Genomic DNA, 23,576 nt, shown 5'->3' on the forward strand with positions numbered 1-23,576 from the left:
GCGGACCGGGGCGCGGCCCCCGCGCCGCTCAGGTGAGCGGCAACCGCATCAGCGTCAGGTCGAGCCACCGGTCGAACTTGCGCCCGACCTCCGGGACGACGGCGACCGTCTCGAACCCGAGCCGCTCGTGCAGCGCGATCGACCCCGTGTTCGTGCTGCAGATCCCGGCGATCATGACGTGTCGGCCCTCCGCCGTCGCACGCGTCACGAGTGCGCCCATGAGCGTCGAGGCGACACCTCGTCCGCGGAAGCCCTGGACGACGTAGACGCTGTGTTCGACGGTGTGCCGGTAGCCCGGGTGTGGCCGCCACTGCGAGTACGAGGCGTACCCGGCGACGACACCGTCGACCTCGGCGACGACGACCGGCCACCCGTCGGCCTGGCGCTCCGCCAACCACGTGTCGAACCACGCCCGGGGGTGCGGTTCCTCCTGCCAGATCACGGTGGAGTGCAGGACGGCGTCGACGTGGAGGGCGTGCACGACGTCGAGGTCGGCGGGGGTGCAGTCGCGGACCGTCACCGCGTTCGTCGCATATGCTGTCGCCATGTCTCACATCGTAGACGAGCAGGAGGCTCCGGCTGCAACCCGGGACGCCGTCGAGGACCCGGACGACGCCGACCAGCGCCGCCTCGGCGAACGCCTGCAGCGCCTCCGCACCGAACGTCGCTGGAGCCTCACCGAGCTCGCCGAGGAGTCCGGCGTCTCCCGCGCGATGATCAACCGCGTCGAGCGGGGCGTCTCGAGTCCGACCGCCACGATCCTCGGCCGACTGTCCGGCGCCTTCGGACTGACCGTCTCGCAGCTGCTCGACGAAGCCCTCGAGCACGAGGTCCCGCGCACGAGCGACCCGGACGAGGCCAGGGGTGTGCAGCGTGCGGCCTCGGCCGACTCGTGGACCGACCCCGAGACCGGGTACCGCCGTCGCCCGCTGTCGAGCGCCGACTTCCCCGCCGACGTGACCGAGGTCCGGCTGCCGTCCGGCCGCGAGGTCGCGTACCCCGCCAGCGCCTACGCCTTCCTCCGGCACTGCATCTGGGTCGTCGACGGCACCCTTGAACTCCAGGTCGGCGACACGACGACCCGTCTCGGCGCCGGCGACCGCATCGAGCTCGGTGAGCCCGCCGACGTCGTCTACCGGAACCCTGGCGACGAGCCGTGCCGGTACGTCGTGGTCGTGGTTCGACAGCGCTGACGGGAGGCCCGTCCCGCGTCCGCCGGACAGGGCCGTCCGGCCCGCACACAGGAATAGGATCGGTCCCATGCGCATCCACCTCGGAACGGACCACGCTGGCCTCGAGTTCAACAAGACCCTCGCGACGCACCTCACCGAAGCCGGTCACGAGGTCGTGGACCACGGACCGACCGAGTACGAGCCGCTCGACGACTACCCCTCGTTCTGCATCAACGCGGCCCATGCGGTGGTGCAGGACCAGCGCGCCGGCGTCCAGGCGCTCGGTGTCGTCTTCGGCGGGTCGGGCAACGGCGAGCAGATCGCCGCGAACAAGGTCGAGGGCATCCGCGCGGCCCTGGTGTGGAACGAGTCCACCGCGCTGCTCGCCCGTCAGCACAACGACGCGAACGTCATCTCGATCGGCGCCCGTCAGCACACCGAGGACGAGGCGATCCGCTTCGTCGACCTGTTCATCGCCGAGCCGTTCTCGGGCGAGGAGCGTCACGCCCGCCGGATCGCGCAGCTCGCGGAGTACGAGACCACCGGGCTCATCGCCGGCAAGCAGATCGACCAGTAGGGCCGAGTAGACAAGAGCAATGCCCGAGGGTCACTCCGTCCACCGCATCGCCCGTCAGTTCGAGCTGCACTTCGTCGGCCAGGTCTGCGAGGTCTCGAGCCCGCAGGGCCGCTTCGCCGCCGGGGCCGCGCAGCTCGACGGCCGGAAGATGGTCGCGGCACGAGCCGTGGCGAAGCAGATGTTCCTGGAGTTCGAGGGCGACCTGTTCCTCCGCGTGCACCTCGGCCTGTACGGGGCGTGGGACTTCGCGGGTGACATCTCGACCGACGCGACGATGCGCAGCGCGAAGGGGCGGATCGGGCAGACCAACCAGCGCGGCACGGTCACGGAGGACAGCGACGCGGGCGACGGCGCCGAGCACGTCCCCGACGACGCCGGCGAGGACTCCCTCCGCTCCATCGGCGCCCCGCGGCGCTCCCGCTACCGGATGGCCGAGCAGGAGAAGGTCGAGGACCCCATCGAGGCGTTCCCACCGGACCCGGTCGGCCAGGTCCGCGTGCGGATCCTCACCGAGACCGCCGTGGCCGACCTCCGCGGGCCGACCGCCTGCGTGGTCGAGGACCCGGCCGGGGTGCAGCGGGCGCTCGACAAGCTCGGCCCGGACCCGATGAACGACGACGGACCCGAGGCCGAGAAGGTCTTCGTGGACAACGTCCGGAAGCGCAACGTCGCGATCGGCCAGCTGCTCATGGACCAGTCCGTGGTGAGCGGCATCGGGAACGTCTACCGTGCGGAGCTGTTGTTCCGGCAGCGCATCGACCCGTACAAGCCCGGGAAGAAGATCACCGTCAAGCAGGCGAAGGCGCTGTGGCAGGACTGGTCGACGCTCCTGCACGACGGGGTCCGCATCGGTCAGATGATGACGATGGACGGCCTGACCGACGCCGAGTACCGGAAGGCGATGCGCTCCCGGGCCGACCGCCACTGGGTCTACCACCGCGCGGGGGAGCCGTGTCGGGTGTGCGGCACCGAGATCCGCGTCGCCGACATGGCCGGCCGCAAGCTCTACTGGTGCCCGAAGGACCAGAAGTAGCCCCTGGCGTCACAGGTTGCGGTGCGTCCAGCGGCCGGCGAGCGCCGTGCCGAGGACCGGCATGTCCCGGAGCGCGGACGACGACGCCGCGAGCGGGTCGGTCGGTACGAGGACGAGGTCCGCGACGTCGCCGACCGTGACCGACACCCGCCCGTCCGTCGAGCCACGCCACGCGGCGAGCGCCGACATCCGCTGCTCGGGGTGCCACGGGTCGCGGCCGTCCCGGTCGCGCCCGACGGCGGCGGCCATCGACACCCACGGGTCGAGCGGCGCGACCGGAGCGTCCGAGCCGAGCACCATCGCGCCGCCCGCACGTTCGAGCGCGGCGAAGGGGAAGGCCCGGTCGGTGCGGCCCGCCCAGTAGTGGTCGGCGATGTCCCGGTCGTCCATGGCGTGTTCGGGCTGCACGGACGCGACGACTCCGAGCCGGGCGAAGCGCTCGACGTCGAGAGCGGAGAGCAGCTGCGCGTGCTCGATCGAGCCACGGCTGCCGACGGTCTCGAGGGCGTCGAGGGCGAGCGTGACGGCCCGGTCGCCGATGGCGTGCACGGCGGGGACGAGCCCGGCGTCCACCGCCCGACGGAGCAGGGGGACGAGGTCCTCCGGCGTCCAGGTGAGGACGCCCTCGCCGTCGGCGGTCGCGGCGGTCCGGGTGCCGAGCGACCCGTCGGTGATCACCTTGAACGGCCCGACGGTGAGCAGGCCGCGGGTTCCGTCGACGACGTCGCCCGTCCGCAACCCGCGCCGGACCGCCTCGTCGAGCCGTGCCGGGTACACCCCGGAGGCGATGCGCAGCCCGTCCGTCCCGGCGTGGATCCGCCGCACCCACCGGTCGATGTCGGCGTCCATCTCGAGGTCGACGACCCCGGTGACGCCCCGTGCCGCGGCCGCCTCGACCGCGTCCGCGACGGAGGCGTCGAGCTGGTCGTCCGGCGCGCGGGACAGCGCGCCGGTCACGTCGAAGGCGTCCTGCTCGCGGAGCACGCCGTCGGCACCGGCGGGGAGCGCCCGGCCGAGCACGGCACCGAAGTGCGCCAGGGCGAGCTCGTTGCACCAGACCGCGTGCAGGTCCGCGCTCACGACGACGACCGGGAGGCCCGGCGCGGCCTGGTCGAGCAACTCGCGTCGGGCGGGACGCGGCCAGAGCCCGTCCCGGTAGCCGTGTCCGACGAGCACGCGGTCCGGGTCGCCGCTCCGGGCTGCGGCAGCGAGTCGGTCCGCGGTCTGCTCGGCGGAGCCGCAGTCCGTCACGTCGATCCGGCGACGCACGAGTGCCCACTGGTCGAGGTGCACGTGGTGGTCGCGCAGGCCCGGTCCGAGCCAGGCACCCTCCGCCTCGACGACCTCGGTGTCGGTCCCGCGGTCGAGCGGGTCGAGCGTGCCGGCCGGGGCGATCGCGGCGACCCGACCGTCGATGACCAGGACGTCGGCGGGGGCGCCCGAGGTGCCCACGCGTCGGACGGTGCGGAGCAGGGTCGCGTTCATCGTGCCTCCCGGCCGGTGGTCGTGGTGTCGTGGACGCGCGCCATCTCGTCGGCGAGCGCGGGGGAGGCGTAGGGGCCGTCGGCGCGCAGGCCGGCGATGATCCGCTCCACCACCTCGGGTGCCTTGTTCTGGCTGAGCTTCGCGCGGGCGTCGAAGCGGCTGACCCGGAGGCGGATGCCCACGGTGCCGCGGGCGATGCGCCGGGCGGTGTCCTCGTCGACGTCGAGGGACGCCGGTGACGGCATCTCCCGCTCGAAGTGGTCCACCAGGTCGCCGAGGACGCGGAAGTTGTCGTCGTCGGACAGGATCTCCGGCGTGCCCCAGAGGTGCGCGGTGGTGTGGTTCCAGGTCGGCACGAACTGCTCGGGCGGGTACCAGGCGGGGGAGACGTACCCGTGCGGGCCCTGCACGATGACCAGGACCTCGTGCTGCCCCAGTTCGTGGGCGACCTCGTCCGGACGGCCGACGTGGGACACGAGGACGATGTCGTCGCTGCCGTCGGGCTGCTCCTCGAGCAGGAACGGGTAGTGCGACGCGACGAGCCCCGCCGCGGTGGAGGACACGATCGTCGCCCAGGGGTTCCCGCGGACGAGTCGTCGGACCTCGTCGACCTCGGTCATCAGGAAGGAGGGTGTGTGCCGCATGCGACGAGCGTGGCACATGCCAGGCTGGTCGGCATGGAGAAGCGCGCCGCCTACGAGTCCGTCCTGCCGTACGTCCGCGAGTGGATCGCCTACAAGGTGTGGCAGCTCCGGCTGCCGGGCGTGCAGGTCGCCGTCGGGTTCGAGGGCGAGGAGCTGTTCGCCGGGGCGTGGGGGTACGCGGACGTCGAGGCCGGACGTCGCCTCACCACGTCGGACCTGTTCCGGATCGCCTCGCACTCGAAGACGTTCACCGCGACCGCGCTGCTGCAGCTCGCCGACTCCGGTGCGCTGCGCCTCGACGACACCGTCGGCTCGTTCGTCCCCGCCCTCGTCGAGGCCGGGTCCCCGATCGCAGACGCCACCGTCCGCGAACTCATGGAGATGGGCGCCGGGGTCGTCCGCGACGGCGCTGACGGGGACCACTGGGCGCTCGCGCACCCGTTCCCGGACGCCGACGAACTCGTCGCGCTCGTCGTGGCGGGCGGCGCGAAGGTCCCCGTCGGGTCGGCGTTCAACTACTCGAACCTCGGGTACGGCCTGCTCGGTCTCGTCATCGAGGCCGTCACCGGCACCTCGTACGCCGAACACGTCCGCGCCGCGATCACCGAGCCGCTCGGGCTGACCGGCACCGGCCCCGAGTTCGACCCCGCCCGCGAGGACGAGTTCGTCGTCGGCTACACCGGGCTGCACACCGCCCGTACCCGGCAGCGCGTCCCGCACGTGACGACGGGGGCGCTCGCCGCGGCCACCGGGTTCCACGGCACCGCCTCGGACCTGGTCCGGTACTTCTCCGCACACGTCCCGGGCCGCGGATCGCTGCTGTCCGACCGCGCCAAGCGGCTCGCCCAGCGGAAGGCGTGGAGTGCGCTCGACTCCGACCCGGCGGCCCGCGGGTACGGCGCCGGGTTCGTCGTCGACCGGATCAACGGCCGGGAGGTCCGTGGTCACTCCGGCGGGTTCCCCGGGCAGATCACGCAGTCGGTCTTCGATCCCGAGTCCTCGTTGGTCGTGTCCGTCCTGACGAGCAGCGCCACGGGACCCGCGACGATGCTCGCGTACGGGATCGTGCACCTGCTCGACGCCGCCGCCGACGAGCACGCTGCCGGTGCGCCGGTCCCCGCGGACGTCGACCCCGACCGGTACACCGGCCGCTTCACCACGTTCGAGGGGATCACCGACATCGCCCGCGTCGGGGACCGCCTGCTCGCGATCGACCCGACCCAGCCGGTGCCGACCGAGTCACCGGTCCGGCTCGAGGTCCTCGACGCCGACACGGTCCGGATGGCGTCCGGCAACCGGTTCGGGTCGATCGACGAGGACATCGTGTTCACGCGCGACGCATCGGGCGCGATCGTGTCCGTGCGGGGTGACAGCGGCATGACGCAGCGGCCGTGGTCGGTTCCGGACGAGACGCCGGAGGTCGCGGCCGCGCTCGTGTGACGCCCCGTCGGGCCGAACCGGTCCGCACGGCGGCGGGTCACCGCACGTCGGCGGGGTCACCGCACGTCGGCGGTGTCCCAGAGCCGGCGCACGCCCGCGCCGACCGGTCGGACGAGCGGCGGGACGAACACCAGTGCGGCCGCGGCGAAGCCCACGAACTCGCCGGCCTGCGGCACGGTGAAGAGGGGCATGAGCGCTTCCTGCGGCGGGATCCAGACCCGGAACAGCACGTTCGTCGCTGCTTCGGAGAGCAGCCAGACGCCGGCGCCGACCGTGACGAACCAGCCCGCGGTGCGGCGCGACCCGGACGACCGCACCACGAGCACGACGCCGAACACCACGAGCAGGACGCGCGCGAGGAGCAGCAGCACCGTCCCGACGGGGTGCAGCACGGTGGGCAGCAGGACACCGAGCGGGAGGGCGACGGCTGCGAGCCCGAAGCCGAGCGTCGCGCGGTCACCGCGTCGGGCGGCGAGGAGCGCCGTGACGGCTCCCGCCACCAGACCGACGACGCCGAGTCCGGACGACACGGGCCACTCGGCCATCGGGTCCAGCCACCCGACGACGACGGCGAAGGCCGGGACGAGCGCGGCCAGGACGGCGGCCAGCGCGGACAGTCGTTCGTACTGGGTCTGGTCCACGGTTCCCCCTCGTGCCTCGATGCAGTAGCGGAACTCTACACATCACCCGGCGACCTGCGCCAGGGCGCGGGGTGGGGGTGGGGACAACCCCACCCCCGGTCCGGGAGACGGCAGGATGGGACCGAGCGCTCGTCTCCGCGAGGCTCGATGCATGACCGACACCGACCGGCTCGACCTGGCACGCACCGTCCCCCTGGGCGACGCAGTGGCCTCGCCCGACCACGCCGAGACCGTTCCGCTGCACGACGTGACGGGCTCGCCCGACACCGCCGAGACCACCCCGCTCGACGGAGCGACCGCCGCCCCCGGGAACGACACCGACCCGGAGCGACACACCTCCACCACGACCCCGAGAGCGACCGCACCGATGCCCTCCCAGCCCGCCCACGACGGGGGCGGGCCGTCGTGGGACGCCACCCCGCCGCCGTCGGCCCCACGGGGCTCCGGGCAGGGACCGGCGTCGCCGGTGCGTCGTGGTGGCGGCAGCGGCATGTCGGCCGGCGCGTTCTACCGGGAGGCCTGGCGTCGGTCACCGCGGGACTTCGGGTACATGGCCCTCACCGCTGTGCTGCTCTGCACGCTGTACTTCGCGTTCCCGGCGGTCCTCGGCATCGGAGGCCTCGGCTCGCGCGACGTGTTCAACCCCTTCACCCTGCTGCTCTTCTTCGTGGCGCTGTTCGTCGCGCGTTGGCTCGGCCAGTTCGAGAAGCTCCGGATGAGCTGGGCGGAGCCGCGGCCGATCCGCCCGGTGGACTGGACACCCCGCTGGCAGCAGAACTGGTGGACGCGCACCGGCTCCGCCGTCGCGAACCCGCACTACTGGCTGTACCTGCTGCACGCGGTCGTCGTCTACCCGATGGCGGCGGTGGTCACGGTCGGTGCCGGTCTGCTCCTGGCGGTCGGGTTCCTCTGGCCGGTCGCCGTCGTGCTGGCCTACGTCGTCCTGGGGCAGTACATGATCGACCCGAACCAGATCGGCTCGATCGCCGGGCTCGTCTTCCTCGCCCTCCTGTCGATGGCGGCGAGCGTCGTGCTGTTCCCGCTCTGGCTGCGCGGTTCGGTGCTCGCCCACTACTGGATCGACCACGGGCTGCTCGGGGGCTTCCGCGCCGAGGTGCTCGAGCAGCGGGTCGCGGGCCTGCAGGCCTCCCGCGCGGGCGCCGTGACGGCCGAGGGGCAGGCGCTCCGCCAGATCGAACGCGACCTGCACGACGGCCCGCAGCAGCGGCTCGTCCGGCTCCGGATGGACCTGGCATCGGCGGAACGGTCGTTCGAGAAGGACCCGGAGCGCGCCAAGCGTCTCATCTCCGAGGCGTCCGGCCACGCCCAGGACGCACTCGACGAACTCCGGGCGCTGTCCCGTGGGTTCGCACCGCCGATCCTGCTCGACCGCGGGCTCATCGCGGCCCTCGAAGCCCTGTGCTCCCGCTCGCCGATCCCCGTCGGGCTCGACGTCCGCCTGCCCGACGGGCTCGAGCTCGGGTCCGAGGTCCAGCGGAACGTGTACTTCACGGTGAGCGAGCTGCTGACGAACACCGCGAAGCACGCCGGTGCCTCGGCGGCCGGGGTGTACCTCGGGCTGCTCGTCGACCCGTCTGGGACGTGGTTCCTCACCGTCAGCGTCACCGACGACGGCCGCGGCGGCGCGAGCCCGCGCGAGGGACACGGCATCGAGGGCCTGATGGGCCGCATGCGCGCGCTCGACGGCGAACTGACCGTGTCGAGCCCTCCCGGTGGTCCCACCGAGGCGACCGCGAGGATCCCGCTCGGCGCACTGAACGGCGTGCCCACCCCGCGCGCCTGACCGCTGCCGGTCGCCGCTAGGCTGACCGCATGACCGACGGCCCGGATGCAGCACGCATCCGGGCCGTCGTCGTCGACGACGCCGTCCTGCTCCGCGAGGGACTGGCCCGCGTCCTCGACGAAGCCGGCATCGACGTCGTCGGTCAGTTCGGCGACCCGGCCTCGTTCCTGGCGGCGCTGCCCGCGCTCGCGCCCGACGTCGTCGTGATGGACGTGCGGATGCCGCCGACGTTCACGGACGAAGGGGTCCGGGCCGCCGTGCAGGCCCGGCGGATCGCGCCCCGGACCGGGATCCTGCTCCTCTCGCAGTACGTCGAGGCGACCTACGCGGAAGACGTCCTCGCCGCCGGCAGCTCGGGCATCGGCTACCTGCTCAAGGACCGCGTCACCCGGCTCGACGAGATCGACGACGCCGTACGCCGGGTGGCCTCGGGCGGCACGGTGCTCGACCCCGAGGTCGTCACGCAGCTCATGAGCCGCCGCCGCGATCCGCTCGCGGCCCTGACCCCGCGCGAACGCGAGGTCCTCGGGCTGATGGCGGAGGGCCGCACGAACGCCGCCATCGCCCGCGCCCTGGTGATCGGCACCGGAGCGGTCGAGAAGCACGTGTCGAGCATCTTCGCCAAGCTCGCGCTCGAGGACACCGGCGAGGACCACCGCCGGGTCCTGGCCGTCCTGGCGTACCTCGGATGAACCGGGTCCCGGCACCGCTGCTGGCGCTCGCCGCGATGGTGTCGGTCCAGATCGGTGCCGCGGTCGCGAAGACCCGGTTCGAGGAGGTCGGCTCGCTCGGCGCCGTCACCCTCCGGCTCGTCATCGGCGCCCTGGTCCTGGCGTCGGTCGTCCGCCCGCGGGTGCGGCACTGGACGCGTGCCCAGTGGCGCGGGGCCGTCGTGCTCGGTCTCGCCCTGGGCGGCATGAACGTCTTCATCTACCTGGCGTTCGCGACGATCCCGATCGGGGTCGCCGTGACGATCGAGTTCCTCGGCCCGCTGGCGCTGTCCCTCGTGCACACCCGCCGGTGGCGTGACGCCGTCTGGGCCGCCCTCGCGCTCGCCGGCGTGGTGCTGCTCGGCGTCGGGCCCGCAGCGGTCGGTGACGCCGGGGGAGTCGTCGCCGCGGTGCTCGCCGCAGCGTGCTGGGCCGCCTACATCGTGATGAACCGGCGCGTCGGCGCGGCGATCCCCGGGATCGACGGCCTGAGCGTCTCGATGCTCGTCGCGATGGTCGTGGCGCTCCCGTTCGGGATCCGGCCCGCGGTCGAGGGCGTCGTCGCGGCCCCGGTGCTCCTGGTGGTCTTCGGCGTCGTGGCGGTCCTGTCGAGCGTGCTGCCGTACGCGCTCGAGATGACCGCGCTCCGCCGGATGCCGACGCGGGTGTTCGGCGTGCTGCAGAGCCTCGGTCCGGCGATCGCGGCCCTCGCCGGACTCGTCGTCCTCCACGAGGCGCTCTCACCCCTGGAGGTCGTGGCCCTCGCCTGCGTCACCGCGGCGAGCGCCGGTGTCACGCTCACCGCGCGCCGCGGAGCGGCGCCGCTCTGATCGACGGTGGTCGTGACCACCGACTGCGGTGTCCGGGACCTGACGCGGGCCTCCTGGCCGGCCAGGAGGCCCGAACCACGTCGGCGGTGCGACCGACGTCGGTCGCACCGGGCCATCCGTCTACTCGCCGCGGAGGAAGTCCGCGTACGTGGGTTCCGCCTGCACACCCGACAGGAGCGACGGGTCGTTGACCCGCCGGTCGACGTAGGCCGCGATGACCTCGGGCGGGGTGAGCACGTGGGCCACCCAGGACGGCACCTCGGTCTTCTTCATGGTGCCTCCTTCCGATCCCCGGTCCGGACGGACTGCTCGAAAGTCGAGCATCTTCGCGAACCGGTGTGTCGGGAACGATCCTCGCGGTCGTCCGCGAAGTCAACGCAGTGCGTCAGGCGGACTCCGGTGAGCGCTGTCGGACCGGTCGGGGATCGGAGCGTGCGCCGTTCGTCGGGGTGTGCCCGGTACGGGGGTCGGCGGCGCGGAGGGTGCGGTGCTTGACCGCTGAGCGCCAGATCCACGCGTCGGCCTGCTGCCCGAACTGGGCCCACTCGACGAGCACGGCGTCCCGTGTCCAGCTGCGGGCGAACGCCTTGACGCGGACGTGGAACGTCGGGAACTGCACCCACGCCCAGACGGGGATCGGGGTGACGGCGTGACAGACGTCACCGCCCCTGGCCTCCTCCGACAACGAGAAGGCGCGGGGGCGTTCGACCTCCGGGTGTTCCGGGGGCTGCCACCGGTTCTCGCGACGCCGTCCCACCCTCGTATTCGAACGTGTGTTCGAATGCTGCGTCAAGTCCGAGGTGCGTTCCGGCGTGTCCGCGTCGGCGCTTCCTCGGGTCGGAGGCGGCGCCGACGTCACCGACCCCGGTGTCGATGGGACCGGCATCCGTGCGGGACGGGCGATGACCCGTCGTCACCGGCCTGCCACACTGGACGCAGCCCGACCCGAGGTGGCAGTTCGGCACGAGCGGGTGACGCGCGGGTGGTCCGGCGCGGGGAGCAGCGGGCTGTGGACGGAGGCGGTGATGGCGGAGCATCACGAGGGGGTACCGGTGGGTGTGCTGCTGCTGGAGTCCGTGAACCGGTTGCGGGCGGCGGAGACGATGCTCCAGACCCGCGCCCGTGCTCGGATGGCCCTGCGTGCCAGCGACTTCCAGGCACTCCAGTTCCTCGCTGCCCGCGGATCCGTCGGGGCGCCCGCTCGAGCGACGGACCTCGCGGACGTGCTCGGTGTCACCAGTGCTGCTGCGACCCAGACGGTCGATCGCCTCGTCGGCCGTGGCCTCGTCGAGCGGCAGCCCGATCCGGACGACCGCCGGTCTCGGATCATCCGCCTGACCGCCGACGGGGAGCGCGGTCTGTCGGAGGCGTACGAGGACCTCCCCGGCGCCGTGCAGGAGTTGCTCGACGCGGTGCCGACCGCCGAAGCAGAGCGCATGATCGCGCTCGCAGCCGCGGTGCAGGTCGTCGTCGACCGCACCGCCACCCGATCCCTCTGACCAGATAGCGCTTCTGGTTAAGAAAGTTAGGCGCACGGCGGGCTGGTTCGTAGCCTGATCCCCGTCAGGAACCCAGCGCCCCTCGCGACGACCCCGGCAGTCACGCCGGAAGCACGACCCGGGTAGCGCCTGCACAGTCGTCGTGGCCGCCGTGCCACGGGAAAGGCCGTACTGCATGACCGTCCTCCTGGACCGCCCCGCGACCGCCGTCACCACGCAGCCCGAGCTCCGATGGGCTGCAGCGGACGACGGTTTCTGGGTCGCCGATGACGCCGGTGCCTTCGCCGGCACGGTCGACCAGCACGGGCGTCACTTCTTCGTCCGGAACGGGTTCGGGGAGTACCTCGGCGACTACCGCACCCTGCGCGCGGCGCAGACCGCGCTCGCCGAGCACGCCCGTCGGGCCCGGGCCTCCTCGTGCTGACCGTCCCCGACGGTCTGACGAGCGCCCATCGCCGCGTGTACTACCGGCTCGTGGCCGTCGACACGGCACTGCACTACCGCTCGACCGGCGTCCGATCCGTCGACGCCTCGCGGAGCACCTCACCCGGAAGCTGGCCGAACTCGGACCGGTAGGCGCTCGCGAAGCGGCTCAGGTGGTGCATCCCGACGGACCGCGCCACCGCCGCGACCGATCCGGCAGCCCCCGATTCGAGCTGCTCGCGCGCGAGCAGCAGTCGGATGCCCTTCAGGTAGGTCAGCGGGGACGTTCCGTGGACGCGTTGGAAGGCGCCCTGCAGCCCACGGACGCTGAGCCCGGCCGCCGCCGCGACGTCGTCGATCGTGATGCGGTCCGGGACGTGGTCCAGCAGGAAGGCCTCCGCCTTGGCCAGTCGTGTCCGCGCTGGTGCCTCCCGTCCCTGCCCGACGGGCCAGTGCGGCACCGCGGTCAGCAACCCCGCGGCCGCGTACCGGGTCAGTTCCCGTTCCCGTTCCGCCGAGACCGGGCCGACGCTGCCGAGGATCTCTCCCGCGATCGAGCGGACGATGAGCCACCAGGCCGCCAGGGGTGCGCCTTCCGGCACGTGGTGCGGCTTGAACTCCAGCGGGGCCTGGTTCCACCCGCCGCGCTCGGCGGCGACCCGTTCGACGGTGTCCCGGTCGATGCGTATCACGTCCTCGGCGAAGTCGTCCCAGCGGAACGACTGTCGGCCTTCCCGGTAGATCACCGGACGGCCGACCAGCAACTCGTCACCGTCCACCGTGCCCCGTCCGGACTTCAACCAGGCCACGATCACCTCGCCGTCCCCCTCGACCTCGCCCCGGACGGTCCCGGTGCTCTTCGTGGACTCCAGGGACAGCAGCTCCGTCCCGGTCACCGTCTCCTCGAAGGAGAACGGCTTCTCGCCCGCCGTCACCTGCAGGCCGTGGGTGCGGTACGCCCGCGCGACCAGTTCCCGCGCGTGCGCGATGTCCCGGGTCTGCTCGACCGTTCGCGTCCGTTCCACCGTCGCTTCGTCCACCAGCTGATTCTGACGGATGCACGACGAAGGGCGTGACCGGCTGCACACCATGTCGGACCGGTGTCCATCCGGGTGGTCGTGGCCGGCGGGGGCGATCGGATGTGAGGATGTGCCCATGGGAACTGACGGCGCGGATGTCTCGGCGATCCACGGGCCGGCCTGGGAACGCACGGTGCTGCTCGTGGTCCCGCCGAACGACGTGGACGAGGTGCACGAGTCGGTGGACGACCTCTGGCACCTCAACGCCGACCTCGGCACCGCGGAACGCATCCGGTTCGAGACCGCGCTGCTCGAACTCGCGGGCAACGTCATCGAGCACGCCGAAGGGAGCGAGCGCCTGCTGTGCCAGTTGACGCTCCGGCGGACGTCGACCGCGTTGGAGGCGGTGCTCAGTGACAGCGGAGCAGAGGTGCACGTGCCGTTCCGCACGGAGATGCCGGACCCCGAGGAGATGGCGGAGTCCGGGCGCGGGATCGCGATGATCGAGTTGCTGATGGACGACTTCTCGTACGAGCGCGACCCCGAGGGGAACCGATGGCGCCTCGTGATGGGCCTCCCCGAGCCGCTCCGACGCGAGCGTGACGTGGCCGCCGACGAGGGCGGCGCGGGCTGAGCGCACCGTGGAGCGGCCTCGATCGAGCCGCGATCGCGGGACCGCAACGCGCACACACGGGCCGGGGAGCAAGCTCTGGGTCATGTCGATGAGTGGTCCTTTCAATCCCGTTGGTCAACCCGATCCCGGTGACGCGCCGGTCGACTCGACGTCGCTCAGTGAGATCGACCGAGAGCGTGGTCAGGCTGAGCAGGTGACGTCGGGGATCGACGACCAGAGCCCGACCGGGGCGGACGGCCCTGCTGCCGACGGAACGGACGGGCAGCCCGTGTTCCGCACGCCGCAGCCGGGCGACCGGTTGCACCCCGAGGACCTCGGTTGAGCCGGGCCGGAGCCGTTGCACCGGGTGTGGGCCGACAGGACCTACCCTGAGCGGATGCTCTCCCGACGCGACGCCGCTGTCCGGCTCGACATCCCCCTCGAGATGGCGACCCACCACGGGATCCCGGCGCGCCTGAGCGAGGCGGAGCTCGAGGCGATCGAGCAGGACCCGCCCGCCTGGCTCGTCCAGTCGCGGGCGAACCGCACCGGCGCCAAGAAGGTGTGGGTGCACCTCGAGTGCGTGGTCTGCGGGTTCGCCGAGGTCGCCCGGCCGAAGAAGTGGTGGCCCGACTGGGACCACCTGATGTGCGACTACCACGCGCCGTACCAGGCACCCGAACCTCCCGCGGGGTTCACCCGGCACGAGGTGGAGGGGATCGGCAGCCGGTTCGTCGCCCTCGTCGACGAGCGGTCGTAGCCCAGCCGGAGTCCGCCCCGGTGCTCGAGGGCTCGCCGAGCGGGTCCTCAGCTCCCGACGCGCGCCGTGGACTCCCGCACGCTCAGCGTCAGCTCCGGCCCCGGCCGTGACGGCAGTGGGCCGTCCGCCTCGATCTGCTCGCGGAGCAGGACCGCCGCCCGCTGCCCGAGTTCGACGGTGTCGCGGGTCAGGGACGTGATCGCGGGGCGGACCAGGCGGATCATGGCCGAGTCGTCGAACGACACGATCGACACGTCCTGCGGGACCCGGACCCCCATCTCACTCGCGACGCCGAGGCCCGCGACGGCCAACACGTCGTTGTCGAACACGATCGCGGTCGGTCGTCGCGCGCCGGACAGCAGGCGGCGGGTCGCAGCGGCACCGGCCTCGGCGGAGTAGTCGGTGGGCACGGACTCGGTGCGGTCGTCGTCGCTGGCGTCGGGGAAGGTGCCCGCGAAGGCCCGGACGCGTTCGATCCGCAGCGCTGTGTGCTCGAACTCCGGCGGGCCGGAGACGTGGGCGATGCGGCGGTGCCCGAGTGCCCGGAGGTACCGCAGGACGGTGTCGGTGGCGTCCGAGTCGTCGATCCAGACGCTCGGTGCCGATCCGGCCGGAGTGGGGTGCGACCCGACGACGACCGACGGCATCCCGAGCTGGGCGAGCAGGCGGAGCCGCTCGTCGTCCCGGCGCGGGTCGATCACGATGACGCCGTCCACCCGGTGCCCACGCCACCAGTCCCGGTAGGTCTCGAGCTCCTCGTCGGCATCGCGGGCGACGAGCAGCGTCATGCCGATGTGGGTCCCCGTGAGCCCGAGCTGGATCCCCGAGATGAGGTCGCCGAAGAACGACTCGGTGCCGAGGGTGCGTGCCGGCCGGTTCAGCACGAAGCCGATCGACCCGGCCTTCGCGCCGCCGAGTGCACGGGCGGCGGTGTGCGGCTGCCAGTCGAGTTCTCGTGCCGCCTGGCGGACCCGCTCGCGGGTCGCCTCGGAGACGCCGGGGCGCCCGTTCAGCGCGAAGGACACGGCGCTGATCGAAACGCCAGCCCGTGCCGCGATGTCGGCGATCGTCGTCCGGCGTCCTGTGGCCACAGGCTTGACTATAGCGCTTTAGTCAGGCATCGTCGCCGTCACGCAGCGGTTCACCGATGACGGCTGAACCGGTTCAGTAGCTCGACGAAGGAGTCAGCAACGATGAGAACCACCCCACGCACGACGTCGGGCCGAGTGGCCGCGATCCTCGCCGGCGCTGCCGCCGCAGCGCTCGTCCTCACCGGTTGCTCGAGCGGCAGCGGGGCGGCCACCGGTGGAGGTGGCGACGGAGAGGTCAGCGGGTCGATCACCCTGCAGACCTGGGCACTCACACCGACGTACACGGACTACCTCGACGGCGTCGTGAAGGCGTTCGAGGAGAAGTACCCCGACGCGGAGGTCGAGCTCGTCGACCAGCCAGGCGACGGCTACGCCGAGAAGGTGCTCAGCCAGGCGTCGTCGAACTCCCTGCCCGACGTCGTCAACCTGCCGCCGGACATCGCCCTGCCCCTCGCCAAGCGCGGGTTCCTGCAGGACGTCGCGAAGGACGACTCCACGCTCGGGAAGACCTACGTCGAGGGCGCACTCGCGGCCTACCGGTACAAGGGCGTCGACGGCACGTTCGGGTACCCGTGGTACCTCAACACCGACATCGACTACTGGAACAAGACGATGTTCCAGCAGTGCGGCCTCGACCCCGAGAACCCGCCGACGACCACCGACGAGCTCTTCGACCAGGCCGCGACCATGCACGAGCAGTGCCCGGACGACTACCTCATGAGCCGCAAGCCCGGCCTGTCCGACTTCTCACTGGCCGGCGTGAAGATCCTGAACGCAGACGGCACGAAGTTCACGTTCGCAGACTCCTCGAAGGCCGCCGACCTCATCGCGAAGTACGCGAAGGCCTACCAGGACGGCCTCATGCCGTCCTCGGTCCTCAACACCGACTACCTCGGCAACTCGACCCTGTTCACGCAGGGCAAGGTCGCCTGGACCACCGGCGGCGCGACCGCGATCAGCGACTTCGAGAAGAACAACCCGTCGCTCAAGGGCAACATCATCGTCTCGCCGGCCCTCGACAACCCGCCGCTGTACGTGCAGGGCCTCAGCGTCTCGGCGAAGAGCAAGCACCTCGCCACCGCTGAAGCGCTCGCCGCGTTCATGACCAACGCGGAGAACCAGGAGGAGTTCGCCCACCTGGTGAACATCTTCCCGTCGACCAAGTCCTCGCAGTCCGACCCGTTCTTCTCGGAGGACGACGGCACCGTGCAGGCGAAGGCCCGCGTCCTCGCGAACGACGCCTTGAAGACCGCGAAGAACCTCAACCCGGTCGAGGCGAACTCGGCGATGACCGACTTCCTCGACCAGCAGATCGCGCTGGCCATGAAGGGCGGCACGAGCCCGGAGAAGGCGCTGCAGAACGCCCAGACCAAGATGAACACCCTGCTCGCCAACGGCTGATCGAGCCCGCCACACGAAGGAAGAGGGAGGATCGTCATGCGTGCGAACCGTTGGTTCACGCCCTGGCTGCTGGTGCTGCCCGCACTGGTCTGGCTGCTCGCGTTCAGTCTCTGGCCGTCGATCAACACCGTGCGGCTGTCGTTCACGAACGCCAGCCCGCTCGGCGGGGTCAGTGCGTGGGTGGGGACGGCGAACTTCCGGACCCTGCTCGCGGACCCGCAGGTGTGGGAGGCGCTGCTCAACAGCGTCATCTACATGGTGGTGTGCCTGCCGCTGCTGACGGTCCTCCCGCTCCTCATGGCCGTGCTCGTGCAGCACAAGATGCCCGGCATCGCGTTCTTCCGGACCGCGTACTACACGCCGGTCATCGCGAGCGCGGTCGTCGTCGGGCTCATCTGGAACTGGATCCTCGACGACCGTGGTGTCGTCAACGAGATGGCGCAGTCGCTCGGTGTCGTGCAGGGCGCGATCCCGTTCCTGTCCGACCGGTGGCTGCTGCTCTTCAGTGCGATCAGCCTGACCGTGTGGAAGGGCCTCGGCTACTACATGATCATCTTCCTGGCGGCCCTCGGCAACGTCGGGAAGGACCTGCACGAGGCAGCCGCGCTCGACGGCGCCGGGGCGGTTCGCCGGTTCTGGTCGGTCACGATGCCGGGCGTGCGCGGCACCATGACGCTCGTCGGCATCCTCGTGTGCGTGAGCGCCCTCCGGGTGTTCAGCGAGCTCTACATCCTGACGAACGGGACGGGTGGCCCCGGCGGCCAGGACAACTCCCTCGTCATGCTCATCCAGCAGTACGCCCGCGGCTTCACCGGCAACCTCGGCTACGCGTCCGCCCTGAGCCTCCTGCTCTTCGCCGTGACGCTGATCCCGATGCTCGCCCTCGCCCGGATGAACAGCAAGGCGGACAAGTGACGAACACGACCAGCACCAGCGAACCGGCCATCGGCGGCAACGCCGGTGTCGCCGCACCGACACCCGACGTGGCCGGCGCGACGGACGCGGGCCGTGCCTCCCGGCAGTCCCTGCCAGGGAGCCGCAAGCGCCGCCGCGCCGTCTGGGGCGTCATGTCCACCCGCGAGAAGGTGCTCCGCTACGTCCTGCTCGTCGTGGTGCTCTTCATCACGATCGGTCCGTTCCTCTGGCAGCTCTCGACCTCGCTCAAGGGCACCGGCGAGGACATCTACACCGCGAACCCGTCGTTCATCCCGTCGCAGCCGACGTTCGGCAACTACCTCCGCGTGGGCGACGCCATCCCGGTCTTCGGGTACATCGGGAACTCGCTCATCGTCGCCGCGATCGACGTCATCGGGAACATCGTGTTCGCCACGCTCGCCGGTTTCGCCATCGCCCGCCTGCAGTGGAAGGGCCGCAAGGTCGTCCTCGGCCTCTTCCTCGCCACCCTCGTGCTGCCGGGCGAGGCGACGATCATCTCCCAGTTCGTCACGGTCAAGGACCTCGGTCTCGCCGACTCCCTGGTCGGTGTCGCCCTGCCCGGCATGATCGCGGCGCTCAACGTGCTGCTCATGTACAACGCCTTCCGGCAGGTGCCCGAGGAGATCGACCAGGCCGCCGTGATGGACGGCGCGAACGCCATGCAGCGGCTCCGGTACATCTCGTTGCCCGCCGTACAGGGGACGATCGCCGTGATCGCGATCTTCTCGTTCATCGGCGCGTGGGACGACTTCCTCTGGCCGCTCATCGTGCTGCAGTCGCCGGACAAGCTCACGCTGACCGTCGGACTGCAGTACCTGCAGGGCACCTTCGCCACCGACCAGCGCATGATCGCCGCCGGCACGATGATCGCCTTCATCCCGATCGCGGTGATCTTCGCGGTGCTCCAGCGCTTCTTCTTCAAGGGCGTGGAAGAGGGCGGGGTGAAGGGCTGATGCGCTTCGGGGTGAACCACACGCCGTCGGTGGGCTGGTTCCACTCGTGGCTCGACTTCTCGGCCTCGGACACCGCGCGGGACCTCGAGGCGATCGCGTCACTCGGCGCCGACCACGTGCGGATCTTCCCGCTCTGGCCGGTCGTGCAGCCGAACCGCACCCTGATCCGGCCGTCCGCGCTGGAGGACGTCGCCACGGTCGTCGACATCGCCGGCTCCTTCGGGCTCGACGTGAACGTCGACGCCCTGCAGGGCCACCTGTCGAGCTTCGACTTCGTGCCGTCATGGCTGGACAGCTGGCACCGCCGGAACATGTTCACGGACCCGGACGTCGTCGCCTCGACCGCGGACTACGTGCGGGCGCTCGCCGGGGCGGTGGCCGACCGGCCGAACCTGCTCGGTGTGACCATCGGCAACGAGGTCAACCAGTTCGCGCACGCGCCGCACCCGTCGCCGTTCGAGACGAGCCCGGCGCAGGGGCACGCGTGGGCGGCGGCGATGGTCACCGCGGCGCGCGCCGGCCTCGGCATCGGTACCGGTACCGACAGCAGACGGGAGGCCCGTGGTGCCTCCGTCCCGCCGGCCCGGCAGCCGCTGGTCACCCTCGCCCAGTACGACGCCGCCTGGTACGACGACGCCCAACCGTTCGGCCCCGAACACGCGGCCGAGCACGGTGACGCGACGGTCACCCACTCGTGGGTGTTCAACGGTGCCGCCCGCCTCCACGGCGCCCTCGGCCCCGGGTCCGTCCGCCACGGCGAGTACCTGCTCCAGCTCGCCGCCGCGTGGAACGGACGCGCAGACCGGCCGAACTGGTTGCAGGAGGTCGGCGCACCGACCAACGTGGTGGACGTGGCCGACGCCCCGACGTTCACCGAGCAGACGATCCGGCACGCCCTCGACGTGCAGGAGCTGTCCGGCATCACGTGGTGGTGCTCGCACGACGTCTCCCGGTCGCTGGCAGACTTCCCGGAGCTGGAGTACGACCTCGGGCTGCTCACGAACGACGGCCGCGTGAAGCCGACGGGGGAGCGGTTCCGCGAGATGGCCCTGTTCGGCGACGGCCGGTACCAGCCCCCGACCCCGCCCTCGACTGCGCTCGTGCTCGACGACGTCGCCCCGGACGGGGCGCCGCTCGGCGGGACGCGGGCCGACTCCGCCCCCGGTGGCCGGTTCGCGGTGGCATGGCTCGCGATCGCCGAGCAGGACGGCCGCGGCCCCCAGGTCGCGCTGCGCTCGCGACTCGGCGACACCGCACTCCTCGCCGCGCGGGGGATCACCACCTGCGTCGACGTCCCGACCGGCACGGCGTCGGCGACCGTCTCCGTCGCACACCCCGCGACGATGCCCTGACCGCACTGATCGCACTGACCGCACTGACCGCACTGACCGCACCACCCCGCACGACGCCCCACGCCCCGACGACCCGGACGCGCACCGCCGTCCCCCGGAGGACCCCATGCACGACGACATCCCGCTCACCATCGGCCGCGCGCGACGCGTGCTCGACGAGCGCATCCTGCCCGAGGTGCACGCCACCGCCGTCCCGCTCGACACCGCCTGGCACGAGCTGCCCGGCGAGCCGATCGCCCCCGCCGAGGGGCTGTCGCTCACGTTCGAGCCGTACGAGGTCGGCACGCCGTGGGGCGCCGCCTGGGGCACCACGTGGTTCCGGCTCTCCGGCACCGTGCCCGAGAGCTGGGCCGGGCAGCGGGTCGAGGCCGTCGTCGACCTCGGCTTCGACAAGAACATGCCCGGCTTCCAGTGCGAGGGGCTCGTCTACCTGTCCGACGGCACCCCCGTGAAGTCGATCAACCCGCGCAACCAGTGGGTGCTCATCACGGAAGCAGCCGCCGGTGGCGAGACTGTCGAGTTCTTCGTCGAGGCAGCGTCCAACCCGGTGCTGCTCGACTACCACCCCTTCCTCGTCACGCAGGAGGGCGACATCCGGACGTCGTCCCCGGAGCGGCTGTACACGAGCCGCCGGATGGACCTCGCCGTGTTCGCCGCCGAGGTGCACGAACTCGCGCTCGACATCGACGTCCTGCTCGAACTGCAGGAGGAGCTGCCGCAGGGCCCCCGCCGGATGCGGATCCTCCAGGCGCTCGACGACGCCCTCGACGCCCTCGACCTGCAGCACATCCCGGAGACCGCGCCCGATGCACGCGCCGCGCTCGCCGAGGTGCTCGCCGCACCCGCCGAGGCCTCCGCGCACCGGATCTCCGCCGTCGGCCACGCGCACATCGACTCCGCCTGGCTCTGGCCGGTGCGCGAGACGATCCGCAAGGTCGCCCGCACCACCTCGAGCATGACCGAGCTCATCGGCCAGACCGACGACTTCCTCTACGGCATGTCGAGCGCCCAGCAGTACGCTTGGATCAAGGAGCACCGCCCCGAGGTCTACGCGAAGGTCAAGGACGCCGTCGCCGCCGGCCGGTTCTTGCCGCTCGGCGGGATGTGGGTCGAGTCCGACACCGTGATGCCGACCGGCGAGAGCATCGTCCGTCAGTTCTCGCAGGGCCAGCGGTTCTTCGAGCGCGAGTTCGGCATCCGGCCGAAGGGCGTCTGGCTGCCGGACAGCTTCGGGTACTCGCCGGCGCTGCCGCAGCTGATGCGCCGCGCGGGCTTCGAGTGGTTCTTCACGCAGAAGATCTCGTGGAACCAGGTGAACAAGTTCCCGCACCACACGTTCCTCTGGGAGGGCATCGACGGGTCGCGGGTGTTCTCGCACTTCCCGTCGATGGACACCTACAACTCGCGCTTGTCAGGGTCCGAGGTCGCCAAGGCGTCCCGCCAGTTCCGCGAGAACCGCCTGGCCACCGGATCGATCGCCCCGGTCGGCTGGGGCGACGGCGGCGGCGGCACGACCCGCGAGATGACCGGCACGGCGGCGCGGTTGGCCGCCCTCGAGGGCAGCGCCCGCGTCACGTGGGAGCACCCGGACGCGTTCTTCGACCGCGCGAAGTCCGAGCTCGAGAACCCGCCGGTCTGGGTCGGCGAGCTCTACCTCGAGCTGCACCGGGCGACCCTCACCAGCCAGCACCAGACCAAGCAGGGCAACCGCCGCAGCGAGCACCTGCTCGTCGAGGCCGAGCTGTGGTGCGCCACGGCCGCCGCCCGCACCGACTTCGCCTACCCGTACGACGAGCTCGACGCGCTCTGGCAGCAGGTGCTCCTGCAGCAGTTCCACGACATCCTGCCGGGCACCTCGATCGCCTGGGTGCACCGCGAGGCCGTCGAACGGTACGCGGAGATCGCGGAGCGCCTGGAGGCCCTCATCACGTCCGCCCTGTCGGCGCTCGCCGGCGACGGGGACCGGTCGGTCGTCGTGAACCCGGCCCCGAGCCTCCAGGGCGGTGCCCTCGCCCACAGCGCCGTCCTGACGACGGACCTGGAGGCGACGACCCCGGTCACGCTCGCCGAGGCGGACGGCGGCTTCGTGCTGACGAACGACCTGGTCCGGGTCGTCATCGACGGCCGTGGGCTCGTCCCGAGCGCGATCGACCTGGCCACCGGTCGGGACGCGATCGCCCCCGGGCAGGTCGCGAACCTGCTCCAGCTCCACCAGGACTTCCCGAACATGTGGGACGCGTGGGACGTCGACCGGTACTACCGGAACCGGGTCGACGACCTGGTCGACGTGACCGCCCTGCGCGGGTCGGTCGACGAGGACGGCACCGCCCGCGTCACGGTGTCGCGCACGTTCAGCGAGTCGACGGTCACCCAGGAGATCACGCTCGCTCCCGGAAGGCGGACGCTCGAGTTCGACCAGGTGACGGACTGGCACGAGACCGAGAAGTTCCTCAAGGTGGCGTTCCCGCTCGACGTCCGCGCCGAGCACACCATCGCGGAGACCCAGTTCGGTGCGCAGAAGCGGGTGACCCACACGAACACGTCGTGGGAGGCCGCGAAGTTCGAGACGTCGATGCACCGCTACGTGCTCGTCGAGGAGCCCGGGTTCGGCGTCGCCCTGGTGAACGACTCGATCCACGGGTTCGACGTGACGCGCGACGCGGTCGACGGCCACGTCACGACGACGCTGCGACTGTCGCTCCTGCGGGCCCCGCGGTTCCCCGACCCGGAGACCGACCAGGGCGTGCAGACCCACCGGTACGGCCTGGTGATCGGGACGGACGTCGTCGGTGCGACCGCGGCCGGCACCGTGATGAACACCGCGGCCCGACGGGTGACCGGTGCGCACGGGTTCGACTCGCTCGTGCAGGCGTCCGGCGACGTGGTGGTCTCGGCGGTCAAGCTCGCCGACGACCGCTCGGGTGACCTGGTCGTCCGCGTGTACGAGCCCGAGGGCCGCCGTGGCACCGGAGGCCTGTCGGTCGACGGGCCGTTCGGCGATCCGGTCGAGGTGACGCTGCTCGAGGAGACCGACCCGGCGCTGCCGGGCGTCGCCGCGGTGACGGACGGGGGCGCGGCCTTCCCGGTCGACGCCTTCGAGGTCCGCACTTTCCGGTTCCCCCGACGGGGCGAGGCGCACTGACGACCGGCTCAGAAGACCCCCGCCGCCGGGACTTCGGGTGTCCCGGCGGTG

General features: G+C 71.7%; 25 protein-coding genes. 17 read left to right on the forward strand and 8 right to left on the reverse strand.

What is annotated here, in order from left to right; all coding sequences use genetic code 11:
* Positions 1–28: 28 nt before the first annotated feature.
* On the reverse strand, positions 29–547 hold the full coding sequence (locus tag DEJ18_RS04555; RefSeq protein ID WP_111211318.1) for a GNAT family N-acetyltransferase: 519 nt from the start codon (positions 545–547) through the stop codon (positions 29–31).
* Here DEJ18_RS04555 and DEJ18_RS04560 point away from each other — a divergent pair.
* From DEJ18_RS04560 to DEJ18_RS04570, 3 genes are all read left to right on the forward strand, one after another.
* Positions 546–1,193, forward strand: a complete 648-nt coding sequence (locus DEJ18_RS04560; RefSeq protein ID WP_111211317.1) for a helix-turn-helix domain-containing protein — start codon at positions 546–548, stop codon at positions 1,191–1,193. The genes DEJ18_RS04555 and DEJ18_RS04560 overlap by 2 nt on opposite strands.
* A 67-nt stretch (positions 1,194–1,260) precedes the next feature.
* A complete protein-coding gene (locus DEJ18_RS04565) occupies positions 1,261–1,749 on the forward strand; it encodes a ribose-5-phosphate isomerase (RefSeq protein WP_111211316.1) in 489 nt (162 codons plus the stop codon).
* Positions 1,750–1,768: 19 nt separating this feature from the next.
* Complete coding sequence (locus DEJ18_RS04570; protein WP_111082792.1) at positions 1,769–2,782, forward strand: Fpg/Nei family DNA glycosylase; 1,014 nt, start codon at positions 1,769–1,771, stop codon at positions 2,780–2,782.
* A gap of 9 nt (positions 2,783–2,791) precedes the next feature.
* Here DEJ18_RS04570 and DEJ18_RS04575 read toward each other — a convergent pair whose 3' ends face one another.
* Positions 2,792–4,267 carry an amidohydrolase gene (locus tag DEJ18_RS04575; protein WP_111211315.1) on the reverse strand — a complete coding sequence of 492 codons (1,476 nt, stop codon included), beginning with the start codon at positions 4,265–4,267 and terminating at the stop codon, positions 2,792–2,794.
* Complete coding sequence (locus DEJ18_RS04580) at positions 4,264–4,911, reverse strand: FMN-binding negative transcriptional regulator (RefSeq protein WP_111082790.1); 648 nt, start codon at positions 4,909–4,911, stop codon at positions 4,264–4,266. Before DEJ18_RS04580 ends, DEJ18_RS04575 begins: the two co-directional genes overlap by 4 nt.
* A gap of 33 nt (positions 4,912–4,944) precedes the next feature.
* On the opposite strand from DEJ18_RS04580, the gene DEJ18_RS04585 reads away from it, so the two are divergent.
* Positions 4,945–6,351 carry a serine hydrolase domain-containing protein gene (locus tag DEJ18_RS04585; protein ID WP_111082789.1) on the forward strand — a complete coding sequence of 469 codons (1,407 nt, stop codon included), beginning with the start codon at positions 4,945–4,947 and terminating at the stop codon, positions 6,349–6,351.
* 56 nt (positions 6,352–6,407) lie between these two features.
* Here the strand turns inward: DEJ18_RS04585 and DEJ18_RS04590 are convergent, their stop codons facing one another.
* Entirely contained in the window at positions 6,408–6,992 is a 585-nt protein-coding gene (locus DEJ18_RS04590; protein WP_111082788.1) for a hypothetical protein, read from the reverse strand.
* Positions 6,993–7,143: 151 nt separating this feature from the next.
* Here DEJ18_RS04590 and DEJ18_RS04595 point away from each other — a divergent pair, with 151 nt between their 5' ends.
* From DEJ18_RS04595 to DEJ18_RS04605, 3 genes are read left to right on the forward strand one after another with little or no spacing between them, the layout of a single operon-like run.
* Positions 7,144–8,796, forward strand: a complete 1,653-nt coding sequence (locus DEJ18_RS04595; protein ID WP_111211314.1) for a sensor histidine kinase — start codon at positions 7,144–7,146, stop codon at positions 8,794–8,796.
* Between the two features lie 29 nt (positions 8,797–8,825).
* Entirely contained in the window at positions 8,826–9,488 is a 663-nt protein-coding gene (locus tag DEJ18_RS04600; protein WP_111052564.1) for a response regulator transcription factor, read from the forward strand.
* Positions 9,485–10,336, forward strand: a complete 852-nt coding sequence (locus DEJ18_RS04605) for an EamA family transporter (protein ID WP_111211313.1) — start codon at positions 9,485–9,487, stop codon at positions 10,334–10,336. Before DEJ18_RS04600 ends, DEJ18_RS04605 begins: the two co-directional genes overlap by 4 nt.
* A gap of 120 nt (positions 10,337–10,456) precedes the next feature.
* On the opposite strand, the gene DEJ18_RS04610 is transcribed toward DEJ18_RS04605, so the two are convergent.
* Positions 10,457–10,609, reverse strand: a complete 153-nt coding sequence (locus DEJ18_RS04610; protein WP_181431126.1) for a hypothetical protein — start codon at positions 10,607–10,609, stop codon at positions 10,457–10,459.
* A gap of 112 nt (positions 10,610–10,721) precedes the next feature.
* Positions 10,722–11,093 (reverse strand): hypothetical protein, encoded by a 372-nt coding sequence (locus DEJ18_RS04615; protein ID WP_111211312.1) that lies wholly within the window; start codon positions 11,091–11,093, stop codon positions 10,722–10,724.
* Positions 11,094–11,361: 268 nt separating this feature from the next.
* Here DEJ18_RS04615 and DEJ18_RS04620 point away from each other — a divergent pair, with 268 nt between their 5' ends.
* Complete coding sequence (locus tag DEJ18_RS04620; protein WP_181434262.1) at positions 11,362–11,835, forward strand: MarR family winged helix-turn-helix transcriptional regulator; 474 nt, start codon at positions 11,362–11,364, stop codon at positions 11,833–11,835.
* Positions 11,836–12,010: 175 nt separating this feature from the next.
* Positions 12,011–12,259: a hypothetical protein gene (locus DEJ18_RS04625; RefSeq protein ID WP_111081287.1), complete on the forward strand. Its 249-nt coding sequence runs from the start codon at positions 12,011–12,013 to the stop codon at positions 12,257–12,259.
* A 73-nt stretch (positions 12,260–12,332) separates the two neighbouring features.
* Here DEJ18_RS04625 and DEJ18_RS04630 read toward each other — a convergent pair whose 3' ends face one another.
* Positions 12,333–13,283 (reverse strand): AraC family transcriptional regulator, encoded by a 951-nt coding sequence (locus DEJ18_RS04630; RefSeq protein WP_181434261.1) that lies wholly within the window; start codon positions 13,281–13,283, stop codon positions 12,333–12,335.
* A gap of 130 nt (positions 13,284–13,413) precedes the next feature.
* Between DEJ18_RS04630 and DEJ18_RS04635 the strand changes: the two genes are divergently transcribed.
* The 3 genes from DEJ18_RS04635 (at position 13,414) to DEJ18_RS04645 (ending at position 14,650) form a co-directional block, all read left to right on the forward strand.
* Entirely contained in the window at positions 13,414–13,911 is a 498-nt protein-coding gene (locus DEJ18_RS04635) for an ATP-binding protein (RefSeq protein ID WP_181431124.1), read from the forward strand.
* Between the two features lie 193 nt (positions 13,912–14,104).
* A complete protein-coding gene (locus DEJ18_RS04640; RefSeq protein WP_258371108.1) occupies positions 14,105–14,233 on the forward strand; it encodes a hypothetical protein in 129 nt (42 codons plus the stop codon).
* 54 nt (positions 14,234–14,287) lie between these two features.
* Positions 14,288–14,650, forward strand: coding sequence for a hypothetical protein (locus tag DEJ18_RS04645; RefSeq protein ID WP_111081283.1), 363 nt, complete (start codon positions 14,288–14,290; stop codon positions 14,648–14,650).
* A gap of 47 nt (positions 14,651–14,697) precedes the next feature.
* Here DEJ18_RS04645 and DEJ18_RS04650 read toward each other — a convergent pair whose 3' ends face one another.
* A complete protein-coding gene (locus DEJ18_RS04650) occupies positions 14,698–15,741 on the reverse strand; it encodes a LacI family DNA-binding transcriptional regulator (protein WP_111211309.1) in 1,044 nt (347 codons plus the stop codon).
* Positions 15,742–15,843: 102 nt separating this feature from the next.
* On the opposite strand from DEJ18_RS04650, the gene DEJ18_RS04655 reads away from it, so the two are divergent.
* The 5 genes from DEJ18_RS04655 (at position 15,844) to DEJ18_RS04675 (ending at position 23,525) form a co-directional block, all read left to right on the forward strand.
* A complete protein-coding gene (locus DEJ18_RS04655; protein WP_111211308.1) occupies positions 15,844–17,142 on the forward strand; it encodes an ABC transporter substrate-binding protein in 1,299 nt (432 codons plus the stop codon).
* Between the two features lie 36 nt (positions 17,143–17,178).
* Positions 17,179–18,057, forward strand: a complete 879-nt coding sequence (locus DEJ18_RS04660; protein ID WP_110823792.1) for a carbohydrate ABC transporter permease — start codon at positions 17,179–17,181, stop codon at positions 18,055–18,057.
* A complete protein-coding gene (locus tag DEJ18_RS04665; RefSeq protein WP_220034351.1) occupies positions 18,054–19,031 on the forward strand; it encodes a carbohydrate ABC transporter permease in 978 nt (325 codons plus the stop codon). The genes DEJ18_RS04660 and DEJ18_RS04665 overlap by 4 nt, the downstream gene beginning before the upstream one ends.
* Positions 19,031–20,383: a glycoside hydrolase 5 family protein gene (locus DEJ18_RS04670; protein WP_111211307.1), complete on the forward strand. Its 1,353-nt coding sequence runs from the start codon at positions 19,031–19,033 to the stop codon at positions 20,381–20,383. Before DEJ18_RS04665 ends, DEJ18_RS04670 begins: the two co-directional genes overlap by 1 nt.
* A 106-nt stretch (positions 20,384–20,489) precedes the next feature.
* Positions 20,490–23,525: an alpha-mannosidase gene (locus tag DEJ18_RS04675; protein WP_111211306.1), complete on the forward strand. Its 3,036-nt coding sequence runs from the start codon at positions 20,490–20,492 to the stop codon at positions 23,523–23,525.
* Positions 23,526–23,576: the final 51 nt, after the last annotated feature.

It is taken from the genome of Curtobacterium sp. MCSS17_015, assembly GCF_003234265.2.
Classification (GTDB): Bacteria; Actinomycetota; Actinomycetes; order Actinomycetales; family Microbacteriaceae; genus Curtobacterium.